A 23,585-nucleotide genomic window follows, 5' to 3' on the forward strand; every position below is an offset into this window, starting at 1 on the left:
CATGCGAAGCATGGTGGAGGGGGTGTTGCCATGCTCAGGGACAGAGCGCCCAAAGCACGGGGAAGCGTCGGCAGGGCGCGGGCGCTGCGGCGCGCGATGAGCTTGCCGGAAGTGCTGCTGTGGCAGGCGTTGCGGAGCCGTCCTGACGGCCTCAAGTTCCGACGCCAGCATCCAAGCGGCGTCTTCATTCTCGATTTCTATTGCGGCGACGTCCTGCTCGCGGTCGAGATTGACGGCGCTGCGCATGAGCGGGGAGACCGGCCCGAAAAGGACGCGGCGCGGGACGACTGGTTCGCGGCGCATGACATCGTGACCCTGCGCATTCCGGCGCGCGATGTGCTGAACGATCTCGATGGCGTCGTGCGCTTCATCGTGGTGCGGGCGGTGGCGCGATTGCCCCTCCACCACCCGGCTGCGCCGGGCGGTCCCCCTCCCCCAGACAAGCTGGGGGAGGAATGACAGGGGCGCGCCTGCCTCCATCACATCCGGAATATGCCGAACTGCGCGCGGTCTTCTATCGGCGCGTTCAGCGTGGCGGCGAAGGCGAGGCCGAGGACGTCGCGGGTCTGGGCGGGGTCGATGACGCCATCGTCCCATAGCCGCGCGGTGGCATAATAGGGGCTGCCTTCCTCCTCGAAGCGCTGGCGGACCGGCGCCTTGAAGGCTTCGGCTTGCTCGGGCGTCCAGTTCGCCGCGTCGCGGTTGACGGTCGCGAGCACGCTCGCCGCCTGTTCGCCGCCCATCACCGAAATGCGGCTGTTGGGCCAGGTGAAGAGGAAGCGCGGGCCATAGGCTCTGCCGCACATGCCGTAATTGCCCGCGCCGAAGCTGCCGCCGATCAGCACGGTGATCTTGGGGACCTGCGCCGTGGCGACGGCGGTGACGAGCTTCGCGCCGTTCTTGGCGATGCCCTCCGCCTCATATTTGCCGCCGACCATGAAGCCGGAGATGTTCTGGAGGAACAGCAAAGGCACGCGCCGCTGGCAGGCGAGTTCGATGAAATGCGCGCCCTTGACCGCGCTTTCGCTAAAGAGGACGCCGTTATTGGCGAGGATCGCGACCGGCATGCCCCAGATATGGGCGAAGCCGCAGACCAGCGTGGTGCCGTAGAGCGCCTTGAACTCGTGAAATTCGCTGCCGTCGACGATGCGGGCGATGACTTCGCGCACGTCATAGGGGGCGCGGACGTCCTGCGGCACGATGCCGTAGAGGTCACTGGCGTCATGGACCGGCGGGCGGGGATCGCGCAGGTTGAGGTCGGGCGTCCGGTCGGGATGAAGCGTCGAGACGATGTCGCGCACGATGGTCAGCGCATGATCGTCATTCCCGGCGACATGATCGACCACGCCGGACTTGCGGCCATGCAGGTCGCCGCCGCCCAGATCCTCCGCGCTGATGACCTCGCCCGTCGCTGCCTGCACCAGCGGCGGGCCGGCGAGGAAGATCGTGCCCTGATTGCGGACGATGACGCTTTCGTCCGACATGGCGGGGACGTAGGCGCCGCCCGCGGTGCAGCTTCCCATGACGCAGGCGATCTGGGGAATGCCGCGCGCGCTCATCTGCGCCTGATTGTAGAAGATGCGGCCGAAATGGTCGCGGTCGGGGAAGACCTCCGCCTGATTGGGCAGGTTCGCGCCGCCCGAGTCGACGAGGTAGATGCAGGGCAGCCGGTTTTCGAGCGCGATCTCCTGCGCGCGCAGATGCTTCTTCACCGTCATCGGGAAGTAAGTGCCGCCCTTCACCGTGGCGTCGTTGCAGGCGATCATCACCTGACGGCCCGACACCCGGCCGATGCCCGCGACGATGCCCGCGCCCGGCACTTCGTCTCCATAGAGGCCGTTGGCGGCGAGCTGCCCGATTTCGAGGAAGGGGCTGCCCGGATCGAGCAGCCGTTCGACGCGGTCGCGGGGCAGCAGCTTGCCACGCGCGACATGCTTCTCCCGCGCGCTGTCCGACCCACCGCGCGCGGCGGCGGCGACCTTGGCGCGCAGGTCGTCGGCCAGAGCGCGATTATGCGCCGCGTTGGCGCGGAACGTCTCGCTGTCGCGCGAGAGTGTCGTGTCGAGGACCGGCCCGCTCATATCAGTTCCTCCCCGGGCTTGTCTCGGGGAGGTGGCAGCCCGCAGGGCTGACGGAGGGGCAGCGTCCTCTCGATGGGGCGCACCCCCTCCACCACCGCTTCGCGGAGGTCCCCCTCCCCGAGCAAAGCTCGGGGAGGAACTGAATCGCCCTCATGCCCCGCCTCCGATCAGTTCCCGGCCGATCAGCATGCGGCGGATCTCGTTGGTGCCCGCCCCGATGTCGAGCAGCTTGGCGTCGCGCATGAAGCGTTCCACCGGCCAGTCCTTCGTGTAGCCCGCGCCGCCCAGCGCCTGCACCGCTTCGAGCGCGACCTTCATCGCATTCTCGCTCGCCAGCAGGATCGCGCCCGCCGCGTCGAAGCGGGTGGTGCGGCCCGCATCGCACGCCTTCGCCACGGCATAAACGTAGGCGCGGGCCGAATTGAGCGCGACATACATGTCGGCGACCTTGGCCTGCATCAACTGGAACGCGCCGATAGGCTTGCCGAACTGCTTGCGCTCCCGGACATAGGGCAGCACCGTGTCGAGGCACGCCTGCATGATGCCGAGCTGGATGCCCGAAAGCACCGTGCGCTCATAGTCGAGGCCGCTCATCAGCACGCCCGCGCCGCCATTCAGCGGCCCCATGATATTCTCCTCCGGCACCTCGCAATCGTCGAACACCAGTTCGGCGGTGGGGGAGCCGCGCATCCCCATCTTGTCGATCTTCTGCCCGATGGAAAAACCCTTCATGTCCTTTTCGATCAGGAAGGTCGTGACGCCCTTCGACCCCTCTCCCGTCTTGGCATAGACGACCAGCGTGTCGGCATAAGGGGCGTTGGTGATCCAGAACTTCGTGCCATTGAGGATATAGCGGTCGCCGCGCTTTTCCGCGCGCAGCTTCATCGAGATGACGTCCGACCCCGCGCCCGCTTCCGACATGGCGAGCGACCCCACATGCTCCCCGGAAATGAGCTTGGGCAGATATTTCGCCTTCTGCGCCTCATTGCCCCAGCGGCGGATCTGGTTGACGCAGAGGTTGGAGTGCGCGCCGTAGCTGAGGCCGATGGAGGCGGACGCGCGGGCGACTTCCTCCTGCGCCACGACATGTTCCAGATAGCCGAGGCCAAGCCCGCCCCACTGTTCCTCGACCGTGATGCCGTGGAGGCCGAGTTCACCCATGGCGGGCCACAGTTCCTCACGCGGGAACCAGTCCTTCGCGTCGATCTCCGCGGCGAGGGGGGCGATCCTGTCCGTGGCGAAACGCGCGGTGCTTTGCCGGATCATGTCCGCCGTCTCACCCAGCGCGAAATCGAACTCAGCCATGCACACTCTCCTTATGACGCGCAGCCTATCAATCATGGCTCTCTATGAAAATTGAAACTTTTCTCGTTCAGGGTATAGATGCAGTCTATGATGGAACGCTATCTGCTGCGCTATTTCCTCGCCGTGGTCGATCATGGCAGCTTCAACCGCGCCGCCGCCGCCTGCAACGTGTCGCAACCCACGCTGTCGGTCGGCATCGCCAAGCTGGAGCGGTCGCTGGGCGCGCCGCTGTTCCTGCGCGCGGGCCAGCGCACCGAACTGACGCCCGCCGGATCGCGGCTGCTCGGCCACGCCCGGCGGATCGAGGCGGAGTTCAACCTCGCCCAGAGCGCCGTCGCGGCGGAGACGGGGGAAGCGGGCGCGACCTTGCGCATCGGCATCCTGCACAGCATTCCCGGCGACATCGTCGCGCAGGCGGTCGCCGACCGCGATCCCGATGAAAGCGGGCGGATCGAGATTCTGTACGGATCGGCGCAGGATCTGGCGGGGCGGCTGGCGCGCGGGCGGATCGACGCGGCGCTTTCGCTCGTGGAGGGGGCGGGCGGCCGCTTTGCCGAACGGGCGGTCGCGACCGAAACCTATGCCATCGCCATCGGCGCAACCCATCGGCTTGGCGAACGGCGCAGCGTCCAGGCGGAGGATGTCGCGAGCGAGACGATGATCGTGCGCCGCCATTGCGAGGCGCTGGCCGCGACCAGCCGCTATTTTACCGAGCGCGGCGTCCGCCCGCCCTTCGCCCTGCGCTCCACCAATGACGAACGGGTGTTGCAGATGGTCGCGGCTGGCCTTGGCCTGACGGTCATGCCCGCCAGCTACCGCTTCCCCGGCGTCGCACGCCCGCGCCTCACCGGGTTCGATGCGACCCGCACCCTGGGCTGGCTGTTCGGTGCGCAGGCGGGCGCGTTGCGGGACGCGCCCGCGCCGCTGATGCAGCGGATCGAAACGCTGCTGACCGCACGATTGGACAAGAATGCTGTCCAAACATCTTGAGCGCGGCCCGCATCGCGCATACATCGCGCGCAGGACAGGCGGCGTTCCGCCGCAAGGAGAGACAAGGACATGACCGACGATCCGATCATCATCGCCAGCTATGCGCGCACGCCGATGGGCGGATTTCAGGGCGCGCTGGCGGGCCTCAAGGCGACCGATCTCGGCGCGGCGGCGGTGAAGGCTGCGGTCGAGCGGGCGGGCGTTGCCGCCGACGCGGTCGACCGCATCTATATGGGTTGCGTGCTGCCCGCCGGCCTCGGGCAGGCGCCCGCGCGGCAGGCGGCGCTGGGCGCGGGCCTCGGCCTCAACACGGAAGCAACGACCGTCAACAAGATGTGCGGATCGGGCATGCAGGCGGCGATCATGGCGTATGAGGCGCTGGCCGCCGGGACCGCCGACGTGGTGATCGCGGGCGGCATGGAAAGCATGACCAACGCGCCCTATGCCCTGCCCAAGCATCGCGGCGGCGCGCGCATCGGCCATGACCGCATCGTCGACACGATGATGATGGACGGGCTGGAGGACGCCTATGAACCCGGCAAGGCGATGGGCGTCTTCGCCGAGGAAGCGGTGCGCGATTATCAGTTCACGCGCGAACAGCAGGACGCCTACGCTATCCGCTCGCTCGAACGCGCCAATGCCGCCATCGGCAGCGGGGCGTTTGCGAAGGAAATCACGCCGGTGACGGTGAAGGGCCGGGGCGGCGATACGCTGGTCGACACCGACGAGCAGCCGGGCAAGGCGAAGCCGGAGAAGATCCCATCGCTCAAACCCGCCTTCGCGAAGGACGGCACCATCACCGCCGCCAACGCCTCCTCCATATCGGACGGCGCGGCGGCGCTGGTGATGACGCGCGCGAGCGTCGCGGAAAAGCTGGGCATGAAGGCCGTCGCCCGCGTGGTCGCTACCGCCGCGCATGCGCATGAGCCGTCGAAGTTCACCACCGCGCCGGTTCCCGCGATGCGCAAGCTGCTGGAGAAGGCCGGCTGGGCGGTCGGCGACGTCGATCTGTTCGAGGTCAACGAAGCCTTTGCCGTGGTGGCGATGATCGCGGCCAAGGAACTGGGCATCCCCGACGACAGGATCAACGTCAATGGCGGCGCGACCGCGCTCGGTCATCCCATCGGCGCGTCGGGCGCGCGCATCCTTGCGACGCTGATCGCGGCACTGGAGACGCGCGGGGGCAAGCGCGGCGTCGCCAGCCTCTGCATCGGCGGCGGCGAAGCGACCGCCATGGCCATCGAACTGGTTTAAGGAGACAGCGACGTGGACATCGAAAATCTTTCCGCCGTCGTCACCGGCGGCGCATCGGGCCTTGGCCGGGCGACCGCGACGATGCTGGCCGAAAAGGGCGCGAAGGTCGCGATCTTCGACCTCAACGAGGAAGCGGGGCGCGCGGCGGCGGATGCGATCGGAGGCGTCTACATCGCTGTCAACGTCGCCGACGACGCCAGCGTGGCAGCGGGCCTCGACGCGGCGGAAGCGGCCAACGGCCCGGCGCGCATCCTCGTCAACTGCGCGGGTGTCGCGCCCGCGGCGAAGACGGTGGGCAAGGAGTTCGCGCCGCATCCGCTCGACAGTTTCGCGCGGACCATCTCGATCAATCTTGTCGGCACGTTCAACATGATCGCCAAATTCGCCGCCCGCGCCGCCGCGCTGGAGGAAGTGGACGGGGAGCGTGGCGTCATCGTCAATACAGCGTCGGTCGCCGCCTATGACGGGCAGATCGGGCAGGCCGCCTATGCCGCGTCCAAGGGCGGTGTGGTGGGCATGACGCTGCCGGTCGCGCGCGACCTTGCCGCCCACAAGATCCGCGTCATGACCATCGCGCCCGGCATCTTCCTGACGCCGATGATGGAAGCCTTTCCGCAGCATCTGCAGGAGGCGCTGGGCGCGCAGGTGCCGCATCCCAGCCGCCTCGGCCGCCCGTCCGAATATGCGCAACTGGTCGAAAGCATCGTGCGCAATCCGATGCTGAACGGCGAGGTGATCCGCCTCGACGGTGCGATCCGCATGGCGCCGCGCTGAAGACGCGAAAAGGCGGCCCCGCGTCACTGCGGGGCCGCCCCTTTTCTATCAGGCCGCGTCGACCAGCACGATCTCGCTGTCCTCGATGGCGGTCACATGGATCACGTCCATGTCGCTGATCGCGGCGCCGTCGCGGGCGTTGACGCGCACATCGTCGATTGCGATCGCGCCGGTCGCGGGGACCAGATAGGCCTTGCGGTCGCGGCCGATGGGATAGTCGGCGCTTTCCCCGGCGCGGAGCGTCGCCGCCACCACCTTCGCATCGGTGCGGATCGGCAGCGCGTCGCCGTCGCCGTCATAGCCCGACGCCAGCGTCACGAACTGCCCTGCGCGCTCGCCCCTGGGGAAGGGCCGCGCACCCCAGCCGGGCGCTTCGCCCTGCCGGGTGGGGACGATCCAGATCTGGAAGATCTTCGTCACCTCGTCCTCCTGATTATATTCGGAGTGACGGATTCCGGTGCCCGCGCTCATCACCTGAACGTCGCCGGCCTCGGTGCGGCCCTTGTTGCCCAGGCTGTCCTCATGCGTGATCGCGCCTTCGCGGACATAGGTGATGATTTCCATGTCGCGGTGCGGATGCGGCGGAAAGCCGGTCTTGGGCTGGATCGTGTCGTCGTTCCACACGCGCAGATTGCCCCAGTGCATCCGCGCCGGATCGTGATAGCCCGCGAAGGAAAAATGATGCTTGGCGTCGAGCCAGCCATGGTTGTCGCCGCCAAGGCTGTCGAAGGGACGAAGGTCGATCATGATGGGTCTCCTTGGATAGGGAGGCGGGATGCCTCGCTTCGTTGGCACCTTGTTAGCGCTTGCCCTCTTTCCCGTTCAGATGGATAAATCCGGCGATATTGTTCGAGGAAATGGAAAAGTGAACAATCCCGGCACGCCGACCTTCGACCAGCTCCGCATCTTCCTCGCCATCGTCGATACCGGCGGTTTCGCGGCGGCGGGGCGCAGGCTCAATCGCGCCGTATCGGTCATCAGCTATGGCATCGCCAATCTGGAGGCGCAGCTTGGCCTGCCGCTGTTCGACCGGGAAGGAACGAAGAAGCCGCAACTGACCGTCGCGGGGCGCGCGCTGCTGGCAGAGGTGCGCAGCATCGCCGACGGCATCGACGGCCTGCGCGCCAAGGTGAAGGGGCTGCTCGACGGGCTGGAGGCGGAGGTCAATCTGGCGGTCGACGTGATGCTGCCCGCCGACCGGCTGGGCAAGGTGCTGCGCGCCTTCGCATGGGAATTTCCCACGGTGCAGTTGCGGCTTCATGCCGAAGCGCTGGGGTCGATCGTCGCGATGGTGCTGGACCGCACGGCGGTCGTCGGCATTTCCGGCCCGCTTTCCGCCGGGGTTGCGGGGATCGAGGGTATTGCGGCGGGATCGGTGCCGATGGTGCCGGTCGCCGCGCCCGACCATCCGCTCGGCCGCATGACCGAGATCGCGCCGGGCGCGGCGCGCGAGCATGTGCAACTGGTGCTGAGCGACCGGTCGCATTTCACCGAAGGGCGGGACTTTTCGGTCGTCAGCCCGAAGACATGGCGGCTCGCGGACCTGAGCGCCAAGCACGCGCTGCTGCGCGAAGGGGTGGGGTGGGGCAACATGCCGCTGCCGATGATCGAGGGCGATCTGGTCTCGGGCACGCTGGTGCGGCTCGCCATGCCCGATCAGCCGGGCGGCACCTACCGCTTTTCAGGGATCTGGCGGCGCGACACGCCGCCGGGACCGGCGGCAAGCTGGCTGCTCGACCAGTTCGTCGCGCTGGCCCGCGACGACCGGGAGCTGGACGGGATGGGGGACGTGTAGAAAGGGGCGAGCCTCACCGGCCCGCCCCGCTTCGGCCTATTTCCGGATGAAGGCGAGGATGTCGGCGTTCAGCACATCGGCGTTCACCGTCAGCATCCCGTGCGAAAAGCCCTCATAGATTTTGAGTTCGGCGTTGGGGAGGATTTCCGCCTGAAGCACGCCTGCATTTCTGTAGGGCACGACCTGATCGTCGTCGCCATGCAGCACCAGCGTCGGGACGGTGATCGCTTTCAGATCGTCGGTCTGGTCGGTTTCGGAGAAAGCCTTGATCCCCTCATAATGGGCGAGCGCGCTGCCCATCATGCCCTGCCGCCACCAATTGTCGATCACGGCGGGCTTCACGTCCGCGCCTTCGCGGTTGAAGCCGTAGAAGGGACCGGCCGCCACGTCGCGGAAGAATTGCGCGCGATTGGCGGCAAGGCCCGCGCGCAGGCCGTCGAACACATCCATCGGCAGGCCGCCGGGATAGCGGTCCGTCTTCAGCATGATCGGCGGGACGGCGCTCACCAGCACGGCCTTGGCGACACGCCCGGCGGGGATGCCGTGCCGCGCGACATAGGCCGCGACTTCGCCGCCGCCGGTCGAATGGCCGATATGGATGGCGTTGCGCAGGTCGAGATGGTCGGCGACCGCGGCGGCGTCGGCGGCGTAATGCGCCATGTCGTGCCCGGTATCGACCTGCGCCGAACGGCCATGGCCGCGCCGGTCATGGGCGATGACGCGATAGCCCTTCGAAAGGAAGAACAGCATCTGGATGTCCCAGTCGTCCGCCGACAGCGGCCAGCCATGGTGGAACATGATGGGCTGCGCATCCTTTGCGCCCCAGTCCTTGTAGAATATGTCGACGCCGTCGCTGGTGGTCACGAAATTCGTCATGGCTCGGTCCTTTCGAGAGATCGTCACCGGCTGCGTCCGGCGTGGCTTTCTTCTAGATCGACTCCATGACAGGATGGTATCGGTATAAAATCGTTTCCAACGTTCGAGAAAATGGAAAAGCCCGCCGCGTTCCGAGATGCGGCGGGCTTTTTTGAGGGCCGCTCCGTCAGGCGGTCAGGTCGAAGCGGTCGGCGTTCATCACCTTGACCCATGCCGCCACGAAGTCGCCGACGAACTTGTCGCCCGCGTCCGCCGAGGCATAGACTTCGGACAGCGCCCGCAACTGCGAATTGGAACCGAAGGCGAGGTCGGTGCGCGTCGCGGTCCAGCGTTGCTGCCCGCTGCCCCGGTCGGAGCCGACGAAGGTCTCGTCGCCCTCATCGTCCACCTGCCTCCACGCGGTGTTCATGTCGAGCAGGTTGACAAAGAAGTCGTTGGAAAGCTGCCCGACGCGGGTCGTGAACACGCCATGGCCGGACCCGCCATGGTTCGCGCCCAGCACGCGCAGCCCGCCGACCAGCACCGTCATCTCCGGCGCGGAAAGGCCCAGAAGCTGCGCCCGGTCGACCAGCAGCTCCTCGGTCGGCACATTGAAGCGCACGCCCAGATAATTGCGGAAACCGTCCGCCTTGGGTTCCAGCACGTCGAAGCCTTCCGCATCGGTCTGATCGGCGGTCGCATCGACGCGGCCCGGCGTGAAGGGCACGGTCACATCATGGCCCGCCGCCTTCGCCGCCTGTTCGATGCCGACGCTGCCGCCCAGCACGATGAGGTCGGCGACCGAGACATTGCCCGCCTCCTTCGCGATGCCTTCATAGACCGCAAGCACGCGCGCCAGTTCCGCCGGTTCGTTGACGGCCCAGTCCTTCTGCGGCGCAAGGCGGATGCGCGCGCCGTTGGCGCCGCCGCGATGGTCCGACCGGCGGTAGGTGGCGGCGCTGGCCCACGCGGTCTTGACCAGATCCTGCACCGACAGGCCCGCCGCCGCGATCTTCGCCCTGAGCGCCGCCACGTCCGCGTCGCCCAGCTTCGGGTGGACGGGCGCGGGCAGCGGGTCCTGCCAGATCAGGTCTTCGGCCGGAACGTCCGGCCCCAGATAGCGCGCCTTCGGCCCCATGTCGCGATGGCACAGCTTGAACCACGCACGGGCGAAGGCGTCGGCGAAATAAGCCGGGTCCGCCCGGAATTTCTCCATGACGGCGCGATATTTCGGGTCCACCTTCATCGCCATGTCGGCGGTGGTCATCATCGTCGGCACCCTGACGCCGGGCGTATGCGCCTTGGGCGCGAGCGTTTCTTCGGGGTTGCCGACCGGCTGCCACTGCTTCGCGCCCGCCGGGCTGCGCACCAGCTCATATTCATGGTCGAGCAGCATGTCGAAATAGCTCATGTCCCAGGTGATCGGGGTAGGGGTCCACGATCCTTCGATGCCGCTGGTGATCGTGTGATCGCCCATGCCGCTTTCATGGCCGCTCTGCCATCCGAAGCCCTGCTGCGCGATGTCCGCGCCCTCCGGCTCCGCGCCGACAAGGCTTGCGTCGCCCGCGCCATGCGCTTTGCCGAAGGTGTGGCCGCCCGCCGTCAGCGCGACGGTTTCCTCGTCGTTCATCCCCATGCGCGCGAAGGTTTCGCGGATGTCGCGCGCGGACTGGAGCGCGTCGGGATTGCCGCCCGGTCCCTCTGGATTGACGTAGATGAGGCCCATCTGGATCGCGGCGAGCGGGCTTTCGAGCGCGCGGCCCTCGCTCTCGTCGATGCGGGTGAGGCTGCCTTCCTGTCCGACCCACTGTTCCTCGGTGCCCCAGTAAATGTCCTTTTCCGGCTCGAACACGTCCCTGCGCCCGCCGCCGAAGCCGAACACCGGCCCACCCATCGACTCAATGGCGACATTGCCCGCCAGAATCATGAGGTCGGCCCAGCTCAGCTTGCGGCCATATTTCTGCTTGATCGGCCAGAGCAGGCGGCGCGCCTTGTCGAGATTGCCGTTGTCCGGCCAGCTATTGAGCGGGGCGAAGCGCTGCGAACCGGAGGATGCTCCGCCGCGCCCGTCACCTGTGCGGTAAGTGCCCGCCGAATGCCACGCCATGCGGATGAAGAAGGGACCGTAATGGCCGTAATCCGCCGGCCACCATGGCTGGCTGTCGGTCATCAGCGCAGTGAGGTCCGCCTTCACCGCTGCGAGATCGAGCGATTTGAACTCGGCGGCATAATCGAAATCCTCGCCCATCGGGTCGCCCGACAGGCCGTTCTGCTGAAGGATGTCGAGCGAAAGCTGGTTGGGCCACCAGTCGCGGTTGGTGCGGCCCAGCAGGCTGCGCAGCGCGCCCTTTTCCTTCATCGGGCAACCGCCCAGCGGATCGGTGGTCTTGGCGTCCATGGCACTCTCTCCTCAACGGGTTCGTGGCGATGTTCTAGGCCGCTCTGTCGGGGACCGTAAAACCGAGAATATCGCTCTGACTGATCGACGCAATCGACGATCCGCGTGTCAGGCGCATGACGGCCACGATCCGGCGCAACCCCGCCGCCCGGCGCCCGAATCGCTTCCGTAACGGAACTTCCGCGCGGGCGGCGCGCTGAACCGGGTCGGAGGTTCACGGCATGGCGGCACGCGCATATTGGCAGGGTCAGATCAGACTGGCGCTGGTCTCGATTCCCGTGGAAATCTATCCCGCGACCCGGTCCGGCGCGGCGATTTCCTTCCACCAGATCCACGAGCCGACCGGCAAGCGCATCCGGTACGAAAAGGTCGCGCCCGGCGTCGGTCCGGTCGACCGCGACGAAATTCTCAAGGGCTTCGAGATTTCAAAGGGCAATTACGTCCTGCTGGAGGACGAAGAGATCGAGGCGGTGAAAATCGAGAGCCGCAAGACGCTCGACCTCGTCCAGTTCGTCGACGCCGACGCCATCGACGTGCTCTATTATGAAAAGCCCTATTTCGTCCTCCCTGCCGATGATCTGGCCGAGGAAGCCTATGCCGTGCTGCGCGATGCGCTGCGCACGACGAAAAAGGTGGGCCTTGGCCAGCTTTCGGTGCGGGGGCGGGAGCAGCTCGTGTCGCTGAAACCCTGCGGCAAGGGGCTGATCCTCGAAGTGCTGCGCTATGCCGACGAAGTCACCAGGGCGCAGAAATATTTCGGGTCGATCCCCGACCGGAAGGCCGATCCCGACCTGCTCGACCTCGCCACCGCGATCATCGACAAGAAGACCGCGCCTTTTCACCCCGAAGAGTTTCACGACCGCTATGTCGACGCGCTCCAGCGCCTGATCGAAAAAAAGAAGAAAGCGAAGGGCAAGCGCATCATCGAGGATGTCGAGGAACCGTCGGCGAAGGGCGGCAACGTCATCGACCTGATGGCGGCGCTCAAGAAATCGGTGGGAGAGGGGGGCAGGGCCGCCCCCGCCAAGAAAGCGCCCGCGAAGAAGGCATCCGCCAAGGCCGCGTCCGGATCGCGCGCTCCGGCAAAGCGCAACATCTCCTGATCCGCCGCCATGGCCGCCCGCGATCCGCTCTCCGCCTATAACGCCAGGCGCGACTTTCAGAAGACTCGCGAGCCGGAGGGCAAGGTCGCGAAGACCGGCGGCAACAGCTTCGTGGTGCAGAAGCATGACGCGACGCGCCTGCACTGGGATTTCCGGCTGGAGGTGAACGGGGTGCTGAAAAGCTGGGCTGTGACCAAAGGCCCGAGCATTGACCCCGACGACAAGCGTCTCGCCGTCCAGACCGAGGATCATCCGTTAAGCTACGGCGATTTCGAGGGGATCATTCCCAAGGGCGAATATGGCGGCGGCACGGTGATGCTGTGGGACCGCGGCACATGGGCGCCCATCGAAGGCAAGAGCGCCGGTGACCTTGAGGACGGGCATCTCCACTTCACGCTCGACGGGGAGCGGATGAAGGGCGAATGGCTGCTGGTCCGCATGAAGCGGCGGCCGGGCGAGAAGCGCGACAACTGGTTGCTGCGCAAGGTTAGCGACGCGGAAGCGGGGGAGGGCGATGTGCTGGTCGAGCGCGGTCTCACCAGCGTGCTCACGGGCCGGTCGATGGCGGAAATCGCGGCGGACAAGGATGCGGCGCAATCGCTCAAAGGCGCGAAGGGCAAGGCGTTCGGCGAAAAAATGCAGGCGGCGCGCGACCATAATGCCAAAGTCGCGAAGCCCCGCCGTGCGGGCGGCGGCAGGCTCCCGGCTTTCTCCGCCCCCCAACTCGCGACCCTGGTCGATGCCGTGCCCGCCGGGAACGAGTGGATGCACGAGATCAAGTATGACGGCTATCGCGCCATTGTCGCAGTGGCGGGGGACAAGGTGCGCGTCTCCACCCGCAACGGGCTCGACTGGACCGACAAGTTCGGGCCGCTGGTCCGTGCCATCGCCGCGCTCGACCTGCCGCCCGCGCTGATCGACGGAGAGATCGTCGCTTTCGGGCCGGATGGCAACCCCAGCTTCTCCGCGCTTCAGGAGGTGCTGAAACGCGGACACGGATCGCAGCGGGAGGACACGCCCTTCCATTTCTTCGCCTTCGACCTGCTCTCGCTAGAGGGGAAGGACATGAAGAAGCTCCCCCAGATCGAGCGCAAGGAACGGCTGGAGGCGCTGCTGCGCGACGCCAGCCCGCCGGTGATGGTCGCCGATCATGTCATCGGTGCGGGCGATAAACTCTACCGCTCGCTCTGCGGCGCGGGGCAGGAGGGGATCATCGCCAAGCGGATCGACGCCCCCTATCGCGCCGGGCGGACGAAGAGCTGGGTCAAGGTCAAATGCACGCGGCGGCAGGAATTCGTCATTATCGGCCGGAGCGCCAGCACCGCGCGCGGCCGCCCGTTCAGGTCGCTCCTCCTCGCCCAGCATGAGGGCAAGGCGCTGGTCTACAAGGGCAAGGTCGGCACCGGCTTCGACACCGATCTGATGGCGCAACTGGACGAAGCGATGCAGCCGCTGGCAGCGGACAAAGCCCCCGCCGAGGTTCCCCGCACAGAGTCGCGCGGCGCAACCTGGCTGAAACCGCAGCTCGTCGCCGAGATCGCCTTTGCCGAATTCACCGCCGAAGGGCGCGTGCGCCATGCCAGCTTCCTGGGCTTACGCGGCGACAGGAAGGCGAAGGAGGTGAAGCCCGAAAAGCCAGCCGCCGCGCCCGCGCCGCGCGAACTTATGAAGATCAGCAGCCGCGACCGCGTCATCTTCCCCGAAAGCGGCCAGACCAAGGGCGAACTGGCCGACTATTATGCCGCCATCGCGCCGCTGATGCTCCCCTTCGCCGCCAACCGACCCGTCAGCCTCGTCCGCTGCCCGCAGGGGCGCGCGAAGAAATGCTTCTTCCAGAAGCATGACAGCGGCTCTTTCGGCAAGGCGGTGCATCAGGTGCCGATCCGGGAGAAGGACGGCGGCAGCGAGGATTATATCTATGTCGAGGATGCACAGGGGCTGCTCGCCTGCGTGCAGATGGGGACGATCGAATTTCACGGCTGGGCCAGCCGCGCCGACGCGGTGGAGCGGCCCGACCGCATGATCTTCGACCTCGATCCCGACGAAGGCATGGACTTTGCCCGCGTGAAGGCGGCCGCGCAGGACATCCGCGCGCGCCTGTCCGACATCGGCCTCGTTTCCTTCGCGATGCTGTCAGGGGGGAAGGGCGTGCATGTCGTCGTGCCGCTGACGCCGGGCCATGGCTGGGACGCGCACAAGGATTTCGCATCCCGCTTCGCACAGGCCTTGAGCGCCGCCGAGCCGGACCGCTTCGTCGCAACGATGAGCAAGGCGAAGCGCAGGGACCGCATCTTCATCGACTGGCTGCGCAACCAGCGCGGCAGCACCGCCGTCCTGCCCTATTCCGCCCGCGCCCGCCCCGGCGCGCCGGTCGCGATCCCGCTCGATTGGGACGAACTGGACGGGATGAAGGACGCGCATCCTTTTTCGATCGGCGACGCCGACGCGCTGATCGGGCGGGCTGCGTCGCTGAAAGGCTGGGGCTTCGCCGCCCAGAAGCTGCCCGACATCTGAGGGGAAAACCGCCGGACCGGCGTGCAGTCCGGCCCGGCGGCGGGGGAGACCGGCCTTGAAGGCCGGAACCGTTATTTCGCGGGCACCAGCCGCATCGCCGCGCCGCCGCCGGGCGCGAGCCACAGGTCGTAGCGGTCGCCCTTGCGGACGGTGCGCGTTTCATAGGCAATCCGGTGCCGCGCGTCGGTGAGGTAGGTCGCGCCCTCGCCATCCTTATAGATGGTCGCGGTGTAGCTTTTGCCCGGTTCGAGGAAATCGAAGCTGAGCGGCACGGTGCGCGCCGTCGCGTCGTTGACGCCGCCGACATACCAGTCCGCACTGTTGCGGTCCTTGCGCGCGAAGATCGCATAGTCGCCCACTTCGCCCGCGATCAGGTGGCTCTCGCTCCAGTCGGCGGGCACCCTGGCGATGAAATCCAGTTCCCTGGGATATTTCGCCAGATTTTCGATGAAGTCCGCCGCCATCTGGATCGGCGAATAGAGGGCGAGATAGAGGCCGAGCTGCTTGGCCAGGGTGGACGCAAGCGGCACATGTTTCGCCCCTTCGAGGCTGAGGACGCCCGGCGTATAGTCCATCGGCCCCGACAGCATCCGGGTGTAGACCAGCGTCGGTTCATGGTCCGGCCCGTTGGCGAACGCCCCCCAGGCGTTATATTCCATCCCCCGCGCCCCTTCGCGCGACACCCAGTTGGGATAGGTGCGGCGCAGGCCCGTGTCCTTGACCGGCTCATGCGCGTTGACCGCGACATGATATTTGGCGGCGGTCTCCACGACCTTTAGATGATGCTGCACCTGCCGCTGGCCGTCATGCCATTCCATCCGGGTCGTGCCCGGCGTATCGCCCGGCGCGACGATGCCGCCCATGTCGGCGACATAGCCCGTCTTGACGACATCGACACCCAGCCCGCCATAAAGCTTCATGGCGTCATCCAGTTGCGCCTCGTAATTGGCGATATTGCCGCCCGTCTCATGATGGCCGATCAGGTGGACGCCCTTTTTCCGCGCATAGGCGGCAAGGCCCGGCAGGTCGAAATCGCCCGTCGCCTGCGTGAAGCTGAATTCGTCGCCATGGCCGAACCATTCGCCGTTCCAGCCCTTGTCCCACCCCTCGACCAGCACGCCGCGAAAGCCGTGTTTCGCCGCAAAGTCGATATAGCGCCTGGTCCGCGCGGTGGTCGCGCCATGGTTCGGCCCTTCCGCCCATGTCCAGTCGCCCCGGATCATGCCCCACCAGATGCCGATATATTTGGCGGGCCTGAACCAGCGCACATCGCCCAGCCTGTTGGGTTCGTTGAGGTTCAGCTCCAGATCATTCTCGACCAGCCCCGCCGCGCTGTCGGCGATGCGGATCGTGCGCCATGGCGTGTTGAACGGCAGGTCGCGGATCACACGCGCGCCCTGCGACGAAGGCGACAGGGTGGTGCGGAACGTCTGGCCCGATGCGCGCTTGAGCCAATAGGCCGAATAATCGACCAGCGCGGCTTCGTGGAAGCTGAGGTGCGTCCCGTCCTCCAGCCGCATGGTGATGGGCGTATGCGCGGTCGATACAGCGTCGATGGGGGTCGCCTGATAGACCTGCTCATAGCGGTTCCACTCGCCGCCCGGAATCCACCATGCGGTGCCCTTGGGCGCAATGTCGAACTCGGTCGTCTCGTCGGCGATCCGCATCGTCTTCATGCCCGGCTGCTCGGGCAGCTCGTAGCGGAAGCCGACGCCGTCATCGAACAGGCGGAAGCGGACGTTCATCAGCCGCGCGCCCTGCACGTCCGATTGCCTGAAGCGCACCAGCAGTTCGTTGTGAATGTCGGTGACGAAGCGCCGTTCGCCCCAGGGCTGCTCCCACGTCTCCTTCGCCGCCGCCTTCTCCGACCCGGCGATGGTAAAGCCGCGCACCATGTTGAGGCCGTCGGTCAGGATGAAGCCCAGCTTCGACGGCGCGATCAGCAGCCTGCCCTTGCGGGAAAGAGACCAGACGGGGCGGCTGTCATTGTCGGTCGAAACGGTCAGCAGGATGCTGCCGTCGGGCGAGGTCGCGGTAACGGCGGGGCGCGCCTCCTGCGCCAGCGCCGGGGCGGCGAGCAGCAGGGGGATCGCCAGAGCGGCCTTGAACATCGTCGTCATTCCTCGATCATCAGCGCGCCGTAGGCGGGCAGAGCGCCCGGTGCCGCACCATTGACGGCGGCGAGCAGGCGGTTGGTCGCGGCGATCTCCTGCGGCCATTCCGCCGCCTCCGGCGACAGGTTGAACAGGCACAGCAGCGACTGGCCGTTCGCGCGGCGGCGAAACAGCAGGCGCCGGTCGTCCGCGATCACGATGTCGAGGCTGCCGGTCTTGAGCGCCGGATGCGCCTTGCGCAGCGCCAGCATCGCGCGGCTATGGTGCAGCAGCGATCCCGCATCGGCCTCCTGCGTGTCGACGGCGCGGGCGCGGTTTTCCTCGCCGACCGGCAGCCATGGCTCCGCGCTCGAAAAGCCCGCATGCGCTGCGTCCGCTTCCCATGGCAGCGGCGTGCGCGCGCCGTCGCGCGACAGGGTCAGCGGCCAGTTGGCGATGGCTTCGGGGTCTTGCAGCTTGTCGAAGGGAATATCGACCTGCGTGATCCCCAGTTCCTCGCCCTGATAGAGGATGGCGTTGCCGCGCAGCGCGACCAGCAGCATCGCCTTCATCCGCCCGAAGGCGGCGCGGTCCTGCGGCGCGCACCAGCGGGACAGGGCGCGGGGCGCATCGTGATTCTCGAACGCCCAGCTCGGCCAGCCCATGCCCGGATCGTCGGGCCAGCGTTCGACCGTATCCTTGACCAGCGCGGGGGTCAGCGCATCGGCATAGAGGAAGTTGAAGCCATAGGCGCTGTTGAGGTGCGTTTCGCCCGCCGTATAGGCTTTCATCTCCGCCTCGGCGAGCGCGCCGCCCACCTCCGCCACCGTGAAGATCGCGCCATATTCGTCGCACAGGCGGCGGATGCGCGCGACGAAATCGGCGACGCCTGCGTGGCTCTGGCTATATTTCTTGATCTGGAAATCGAAGGGCCGGGTGCGCAGCGTGCCGTCATCCGGCGCGGGCGGATTGTCGCGCAGTTCCGGGTCGTGCATCGAATGGTTGAGCGCGTCGAGCCGGAATCCGTCCACGCCCCGGTCCAGCCAGAAACGCATCGCCCCCAGCAGCGCGTCCTGCACCAACGGGTTGTGCACATTAAGCTGTGGCTGGCTGCTCAGGAACTGGTGCATATAATATTGCCCGCGCCGCGCGTCCCATGTCCAGGCCGGGCCGCCGAACACCGACTGCCAGTTGTTCGGCGGGGTGCCGTCCGCCTTGGGGTCCGCCCAGACATACCAGTCGGCCCTGTCGCCGCTGCGGCTGGCGCGGCTCTTCGCGAACCAGTCGTGCAGGTCGGACGTGTGGGCATAAACCTGGTCGATCGTGACCTTGAGGCCCAGCGCATGCGCCCGCGCGACCAGCGCGTCGAAATCGGCGAGCGTGCCGAAGATCGGATCGACATCGCAATAATCGGCGATGTCGTATCCGAAATCGCGCATCGGAGACGTGAAGAAGGGCGAGATCCAGATCGCGTCCGCGCCCAGCTTCGCCACATGGTCCAGCCGCTGCGTAATGCCGTTGAGGTCGCCGATGCCGTCGCCGTTGCTGTCGCTGAAGCTGCGCGGGTAGATCTGGTAGATGACCGCGCCCTTCCACCAGGGCAGATCGGCTTGAACGGGAAGCGTCATGGTCTGGGGTCAATCCTTGGCGGCGCAGACGGCATAGCCGAAAGCGGGAAGGGTAAGGGTAATGCTGCCGGGCGCAAGCGGGGCGGCGGGGCAGGGTCCGGCGAGGGCGGTGAACCCGCCGCTCGCCGGATCGACCGCGATATGGCCCGACAGCGCGGCGGCCGATGTGTTGAACGCGACGACGACTTCGCGCCCCGTATCCGGGTCGATCCGCGATACGGCGAAGAGGCCGGGCTGGTCCGAACTCGCACGCAGAATAGTCGCGCCGCGCGACAAGGCGGGCGTGTTGCGCCGGATCTGCGCCAGCCTGGCGATGGCGCGGTAGAGCGGATGGGCCGCATCGAAACTGTCGCGCGCGGTGGTCGCGGTCGTGCCGATCAGCGTGTCGTCATTATATTCCGCGACCTTTGACGCGAACATGTCCTGCCGCGCCTGCTGGTCGTTGCCCTTGCCGGCAAAGCCCTGTTCGTCGCCATAATAGAGTGTCGGCACGCCGCGCAGCGTCAGCAGCATCGCATGGCCCAGCATGTCGCGCGCCAGCGCTTCGGCGTCGCTCATGCCGGGATTTTGCCGCCGCAGGAACCAGCCGAAACGGCCCGCATCGTGATTGCCGAGGAAGGTCGGCAGTTGCAGCGCCGCCGCCTTCCCCCCTTCGTAGAGCGCGTCGTCCTCGACCATGCGGGCGAGCATCTGCGTGCCCGTCTTCCCGCTCGCCGCGTCCACCGCCGCGCGCATGAAGGCGAAGTCGAGCACGGCCGGGAAAGCCGCGTTGCGCGTCCAGCTCGCCAGCAGCGCCGGGTCATATTCGTCGGTCGCGACTTCGCCGAAGATGTGGAAATTCGGAATGCCCTTCGCCACTGCATGGGCGCGGATCGCCGGGATGAAGGCGCGCCAGAATTCCGGGTTCACATGGCGCGCGGTGTCGATGCGGTATCCGTCGATGCCGAACCGGTCGATCCAGCCCTTGTAGATGTCGATAAAGCCGGCGACCACGCGCGGGTTCTCCGTTGCCAGATCGTCGAGGCCGACGAAATCGCCATATTGCGCGCTCTCGCCCTTCCAGTCGGTATCGCCGCGATTGTGGTAATAGACGGGATCGTTGAGCCAAGCGGGGACTTTGACCCTTTCCTCGCCCTTTGGCACCACAGGCGTATAGGCGAAGGCGGGATCGGTCAGCCTTGCCCAGTTGGCGGCGCTGGCGTCGGCATCGCCCGTAAAGCCCGCGTTGATCGGTGCGCCGTCCACGCCACCCCTGCGGGAAAAGGGATAGTCCGCCCTGCTGCGATAGGGGGCGGCGCTAGTCGGGCTTTCCCGATACTGGATCACGTCCGCCGTATGGTTGACGATGATGTCCATATAGACCTTCATGCCGCGGGCATGGGCGGCATCGACCAGCGCGCGGAAATCGGCGTCGGTGCCGAAATGCGGATCGACGGTCGTGAAATCGGTGATCCAGTAGCCGTGATAGCCCGCGCTTTCCTGGCCCTTCGCGCCCTGCACGGGCTTGTTTTTGAAGATCGGGCCGAGCCAGATCGCGGTCGCGCCCAGCCCTTTGATATAGTCGAGCTTCCCGGTCAGCCCCTTGAGGTCGCCGCCATGGTAGAATGCGCGGGATGTGGGATCGTAGCCGGTGGCGAGGCGGTCGCCTTTCAGGCCGCCCCGGTCGTTCCTGGGGTCGCCATTGGCGAAGCGGTCGGGCAGGACGAAATAGACGATCTCCTGCTCCGCCGTGCGCGCCCGCACGTCCGCCAGCGTATCCGCCGCCGCCGGAGGGGCGAGGGCGGCGATCATCGCGGCGACGCCCGCGCGCAAGCTCATGGCCGTGCGACCCATGGAAATTCCCTCCGGCAGGGTGGTTGTGCCCCCGCGGCATAATGCCGCGAGGACATGCTACACATCAGAAGCGGTAGTTGAAGCCCGCCATGAAGCGGCGGCCATAGCTCTGGTAATTGCGCACCTGCGCTTTCGAGTCCGTGTCCACCGACACGAACGGCTCGTCGGTCAGATTCTGTCCCTGCAGGAACAGCGAAACGCCTTCCAATGCGCTGCCCTTCTGGAAATCATAGCCGATCTGCGCATCGACGATGGTTTCGCTCAAGGCCCGGCGCAGTTCGCGCTCGCCGCCAAAGCCGATGAACTGGCCGACGAAGGAAGAACGGTAGCGGACCGAACCGCGCGCCGAAAAGCCCCATTTCTCGAAGAAGAGCGTGCCGTTCGCCACCCAGCGCGAATAGTCGGGCAGGTCTTCGGCATCGGCATTGGGACCGGGGCGGATGCTGGTCTTGGTATAGCCAAGGCCACCGGTGAGGCCGAAGCCGTCGAGCGCGGGCGTCACCACGTCGAAGGGCACCGTGCCCGCGATTTCGAAGCCGTAGAGCTTGCCGCCCTTGCCGTTGACCGGGCGCGTGATCGTGCCTTGCAGGTTGGTCGCGCCGGGCGGCAGCACGACCGGCAGGCCGGTATAATCGAACGCGGCGGTGTCGCGATAGACGTAGCTGTCGAGCTTCTTGTAGAAGGTCTGGAGGCCGATATAGCCCTTCGTCCCGAAATATTTCTCGATATTAAAGTCCGCCGCCCAGGCGCGATAGGGGCGCAGCGTCGGGGTGCCGCCGGTGCCGGTGATGATCCCGCTGGCGGTGTTATAGCCATAATCGAGGCTGACCTTCATATCCTCGAACCGGGGCCGCTGGATCTCGCGGGCGGCGGCGAGCCGGATCACGAAATCGCTGGGGAAGCGCAGCGAAAGGTTGGCGGACGGCAGCACGTCCCAATAGGTCGCGCCCCGCGTCGTGGGCACCAGCGATGCCGCCGCCAGATTGACGAAGCCGCGCGACTTCTGTTCGGTGTTCTGCGCCAGCACGCCGAAATTGCCGGTCAGGTCCGCCGATCCGACCGTCGATTTGATGTCCGCCATCAGGTAGAGCGACATGACCCGCTCCGTCACCGAATAGGCCTTGGCGGGCACGTCCTTGCTGGGGTTGAGCGTCTTTACATAGACGCCGTCATTCAGCAGCTTGAACGGATCGTAGGACAGGATCGGGCCGACGCCGATGAAGGATAGGTCGGTCGCTGCCAGACGATATTGATCGGGCAGGACCAGCGATCGCGCGCCGCCCGCGAGGTTCAGGAAATATTCGTCCGGCGTCTTCGATTTTGTGCGGTCGGTATAGCCCAGGCCCGCGCTGATCTTCGACAGGAAGCCGCCCTCGATCTCCTTGCCGAACTCGACCTGATAGCTTTTGACCTCATCGTCGATGATGCGGTCGTTATAATAGCCTTCCTGATGGCCGAGCGGCGCGCCGCCGCCCCAGCCGAGCGGATCGGTCAGCACCATCAGGCCGGGGTTGGCATAGTCGAGCAGGCTGGAGGTAAAGCGCGTTCCGGTCTTGCCGCTGGTGAAATCGAGCGTATCGACCGCGCCGACACCCGCACCGGGGCCGGTGCCCGCGTTGGTTTCGAGCGACAGTTCCGACCGGTCGGTGCGCGAATAGCCGAAGTCGAACATCGCCGACCAGCCGTCGTCGCCGGTATACTTCGCGTTGAACCCGCCGGAGAAGATCGTCGACTTGCGCTCATAGCCATGGTTGTTCACCACCGCTTCGACATTGGTGAAGGTGCCGCTGTCGATGAAATTGCCCTGTTTGGTGGTGCTGCCGGGCACGAGCTGCGCCGCGCTCCAGTAAAGCGGGAATTCGACGCCGCGCTTGATCTGCTTGTCCGAAAAATCGCCGTAGAAACCGTCGAAGGTCAGCATCAGCGTGTCGGTCGCGCGCATCTGCACACTGCCCTGGATGCCGAGGCGCTTGAGCTGCGTCGATACGCCGAACGGCTTGATGCCGCCGATGACCTTCTCGCCCGCGGGCGTGTCGGCATAGCCCCACGCCTCGAACTCCTTCGACTGATAGGGTTCGTCGCTATAGGCGACCGAGAGCGCGACGCCGATGCGGTCCCCGGCGAACTGGTCGACATAGGTGCCGGTCAGCCGGTATCCCTTGTCCTTGCTGTCGGCGTTGACCTTGCCCAGATCGGCATAGACGCCGCGCGCGCCGACCGCGACCAGCCGCTTGCCATAATCGAGCGGGCGGATGGTGCGGATGTCGACGGTGCCGACCAGCCCCTGATGGATGAGGTTGGCCTGCGGCGTCTTGAACACGTCGACGCGGCTGACGACTTCGGCGGGATACTGGTCGAATTCGACATTGCGCTGCTCGCCCGTCGATGTCTGCGGGCGGCCGTTCAGCGTCGTCGAGGACAGGTCCGCGCTTGCGCCGCGGATCGCGATGGAATTGGCGCGGCCGAACAGGCGCTGCGATGTCAGGCCGGGCAGGCGGGCGATGGATTCGCCGATGGACGCGTCGGGCAGCTTGCCGATGTCCTCCGCCGACACCGATTCCACCACGGTCTGCGCGTTCTTCTTGACGTTCACCGCATTTTGAAGCGCCGCGCGGAAGCCGGTGACGACGATGGTGCTGGCGGGGTCGTCCTGCGGCGCGGCATCGGCCTGAGGCGCGGCATCCTGCGCCAGCGCGGGCGTCGCGCCCGTCGCTGCGACGATGGCAAGGATGGAAGCGCCCAGCATACGGGCGCGGTCGAACTGATTGGCCACTTGTCCTCTCCCCATAGCACCGGCGGACGTTTGAGCCGCCGTCCGGTGCGCGATAATCCCTGATCCGCAGGCGTGGCCGTGGAGCGCCGCTGTCCCGTGCGTTGGGCCTCCCTTACGCCCCCGTCAGGCGCTCCGGCCATAAGGCATACGTATACGCATAATATGCAGCGCCCCGGATCGTGGCCGCGC

General features: G+C 66.5%; 16 protein-coding genes. 7 read left to right on the top strand and 9 right to left on the bottom strand.

All coding sequences use genetic code 11. The annotated features are described in order from the left end of the window. The first annotated feature begins 30 nt into the window (after positions 1-30). Positions 31-459, top strand: a complete 429-nt coding sequence (locus tag SAMIE_RS16675) for an endonuclease domain-containing protein (protein ID WP_066700644.1) — start codon at positions 31-33, stop codon at positions 457-459. Between the two features lie 20 nt (positions 460-479). Here the strand turns inward: SAMIE_RS16675 and SAMIE_RS16680 are convergent, their stop codons facing one another. Together SAMIE_RS16680 and SAMIE_RS16685 are read right to left on the bottom strand one after the other, a co-directional pair. After that, entirely contained in the window at positions 480-2,081 is a 1,602-nt protein-coding gene (locus SAMIE_RS16680) for a carboxyl transferase domain-containing protein (protein ID WP_066700645.1), read from the bottom strand. Between the two features lie 150 nt (positions 2,082-2,231). Continuing rightward, entirely contained in the window at positions 2,232-3,386 is a 1,155-nt protein-coding gene (locus SAMIE_RS16685; RefSeq protein WP_066700646.1) for an isovaleryl-CoA dehydrogenase, read from the bottom strand. Positions 3,387-3,473: 87 nt separating this feature from the next. On the opposite strand from SAMIE_RS16685, the gene SAMIE_RS16690 reads away from it, so the two are divergent. The 3 genes from SAMIE_RS16690 to SAMIE_RS16700 all read left to right on the top strand — a co-directional run bounded on the left by SAMIE_RS16690 (position 3,474) and on the right by SAMIE_RS16700 (position 6,404). Then, the gene (locus SAMIE_RS16690; protein WP_066700647.1) at positions 3,474-4,376 is read left to right on the top strand and encodes a LysR family transcriptional regulator; all 903 of its coding nucleotides are present in this window, start codon (positions 3,474-3,476) and stop codon (positions 4,374-4,376) included. Between the two features lie 69 nt (positions 4,377-4,445). Beyond that, positions 4,446-5,630 carry an acetyl-CoA C-acyltransferase gene (locus tag SAMIE_RS16695; RefSeq protein ID WP_066700648.1) on the top strand — a complete coding sequence of 395 codons (1,185 nt, stop codon included), beginning with the start codon at positions 4,446-4,448 and terminating at the stop codon, positions 5,628-5,630. Positions 5,631-5,642: 12 nt separating this feature from the next. After that, positions 5,643-6,404, top strand: a complete 762-nt coding sequence (locus SAMIE_RS16700; protein WP_066700649.1) for an SDR family NAD(P)-dependent oxidoreductase — start codon at positions 5,643-5,645, stop codon at positions 6,402-6,404. 48 nt (positions 6,405-6,452) lie between these two features. Here the strand turns inward: SAMIE_RS16700 and SAMIE_RS16705 are convergent, their stop codons facing one another. Next, positions 6,453-7,151 carry a pirin family protein gene (locus tag SAMIE_RS16705; RefSeq protein ID WP_066700650.1) on the bottom strand — a complete coding sequence of 233 codons (699 nt, stop codon included), beginning with the start codon at positions 7,149-7,151 and terminating at the stop codon, positions 6,453-6,455. A 118-nt stretch (positions 7,152-7,269) separates the two neighbouring features. Between SAMIE_RS16705 and SAMIE_RS16710 the strand changes: the two genes are divergently transcribed. Beyond that, a complete protein-coding gene (locus SAMIE_RS16710; protein WP_066700651.1) occupies positions 7,270-8,199 on the top strand; it encodes a LysR family transcriptional regulator in 930 nt (309 codons plus the stop codon). 36 nt (positions 8,200-8,235) lie between these two features. On the opposite strand, the gene SAMIE_RS16715 is transcribed toward SAMIE_RS16710, so the two are convergent. After that, positions 8,236-9,075 (bottom strand): alpha/beta fold hydrolase, encoded by an 840-nt coding sequence (locus SAMIE_RS16715; protein WP_066700652.1) that lies wholly within the window; start codon positions 9,073-9,075, stop codon positions 8,236-8,238. Between the two features lie 166 nt (positions 9,076-9,241). Then, a complete protein-coding gene (katG, locus tag SAMIE_RS16720; protein ID WP_066700653.1) occupies positions 9,242-11,452 on the bottom strand; it encodes a catalase/peroxidase HPI in 2,211 nt (736 codons plus the stop codon). Positions 11,453-11,673: 221 nt separating this feature from the next. Here katG and ku point away from each other — a divergent pair, with 221 nt between their 5' ends. After that, positions 11,674-12,555: a non-homologous end joining protein Ku gene (ku, locus tag SAMIE_RS16725; RefSeq protein ID WP_066700654.1), complete on the top strand. Its 882-nt coding sequence runs from the start codon at positions 11,674-11,676 to the stop codon at positions 12,553-12,555. 9 nt (positions 12,556-12,564) lie between these two features. Further along, positions 12,565-15,069, top strand: a complete 2,505-nt coding sequence (gene ligD / locus SAMIE_RS16730; RefSeq protein WP_066700655.1) for a DNA ligase D — start codon at positions 12,565-12,567, stop codon at positions 15,067-15,069. A 71-nt stretch (positions 15,070-15,140) separates the two neighbouring features. On the opposite strand, the gene SAMIE_RS16735 is transcribed toward ligD, so the two are convergent. The 4 genes from SAMIE_RS16735 to SAMIE_RS16750 form a co-directional block, all read right to left on the bottom strand. Beyond that, positions 15,141-17,189, bottom strand: coding sequence for a glycoside hydrolase family 97 protein (locus SAMIE_RS16735; RefSeq protein WP_066700656.1), 2,049 nt, complete (start codon positions 17,187-17,189; stop codon positions 15,141-15,143). Beyond that, entirely contained in the window at positions 17,186-18,790 is a 1,605-nt protein-coding gene (locus SAMIE_RS16740; protein WP_066700657.1) for an alpha-amylase family glycosyl hydrolase, read from the bottom strand. Before SAMIE_RS16740 ends, SAMIE_RS16735 begins: the two co-directional genes overlap by 4 nt. A 9-nt stretch (positions 18,791-18,799) precedes the next feature. After that, the gene (locus tag SAMIE_RS16745) at positions 18,800-20,623 is read right to left on the bottom strand and encodes an alpha-amylase family glycosyl hydrolase (protein WP_066700658.1); all 1,824 of its coding nucleotides are present in this window, start codon (positions 20,621-20,623) and stop codon (positions 18,800-18,802) included. Between the two features lie 64 nt (positions 20,624-20,687). After that, a complete protein-coding gene (locus tag SAMIE_RS16750) occupies positions 20,688-23,369 on the bottom strand; it encodes a TonB-dependent receptor (RefSeq protein WP_066700703.1) in 2,682 nt (893 codons plus the stop codon). Between the last annotated feature and the right edge of the window lie 216 nt (positions 23,370-23,585).

The organism is Sphingobium amiense, from assembly GCF_003967075.1.
GTDB lineage: Bacteria > Pseudomonadota > Alphaproteobacteria > Sphingomonadales > Sphingomonadaceae > Sphingobium > Sphingobium amiense.